Source organism: Tritonibacter sp. SIMBA_163, from assembly GCF_046535935.1.
Lineage (GTDB): Bacteria > Pseudomonadota > Alphaproteobacteria > Rhodobacterales > Rhodobacteraceae > Epibacterium > Epibacterium scottomollicae.
The window spans coordinates 1-305 of record NZ_JAWJBP010000251.1 but is presented as its reverse complement, the minus strand read 5'-3'; the positions used below and the strand labels follow the sequence as shown (position 1 = coordinate 305).

Below are 305 nucleotides of genomic sequence, written 5' to 3'. Positions count from 1 at the left end.
GGGCATCGGCGGCAGGCTGATGCGCATGTCGCTGGAAGCCGCCGAAAAGGCAGGCCACAAGCTCGTCATTCTCGTCGGCGATGAGCCTTACTACGGTCCGTTCGGCTTCAAGATGGTCGCGCCGGGCTCCATGATCATGCCGGCACCGGTCGATCCGCGCCGGATGCTCGCCTGCGAACTCGCGCCGGGCGCGGTGATTGGCGTCGGCGGTATCGTGCGCCACGCCAACCGGGCGAAATAGAGCATTTCATTAGAAATGCTCTATCTGTTTGTTTTATCGCATGTCTTTAACCCGAAACCGGTTC

At 60.7% G+C, this 305-nt stretch carries 1 protein-coding gene; it reads left to right on the top strand.

The genetic code is table 11. The features are described 5' to 3' along the window. A partial coding sequence (locus R0J92_RS22290; protein WP_411053258.1) for a GNAT family N-acetyltransferase occupies nucleotides 1-241 on the top strand: 241 nt, incomplete at its 5' end. Between the last annotated feature and the right edge of the window lie 64 nt (nucleotides 242-305).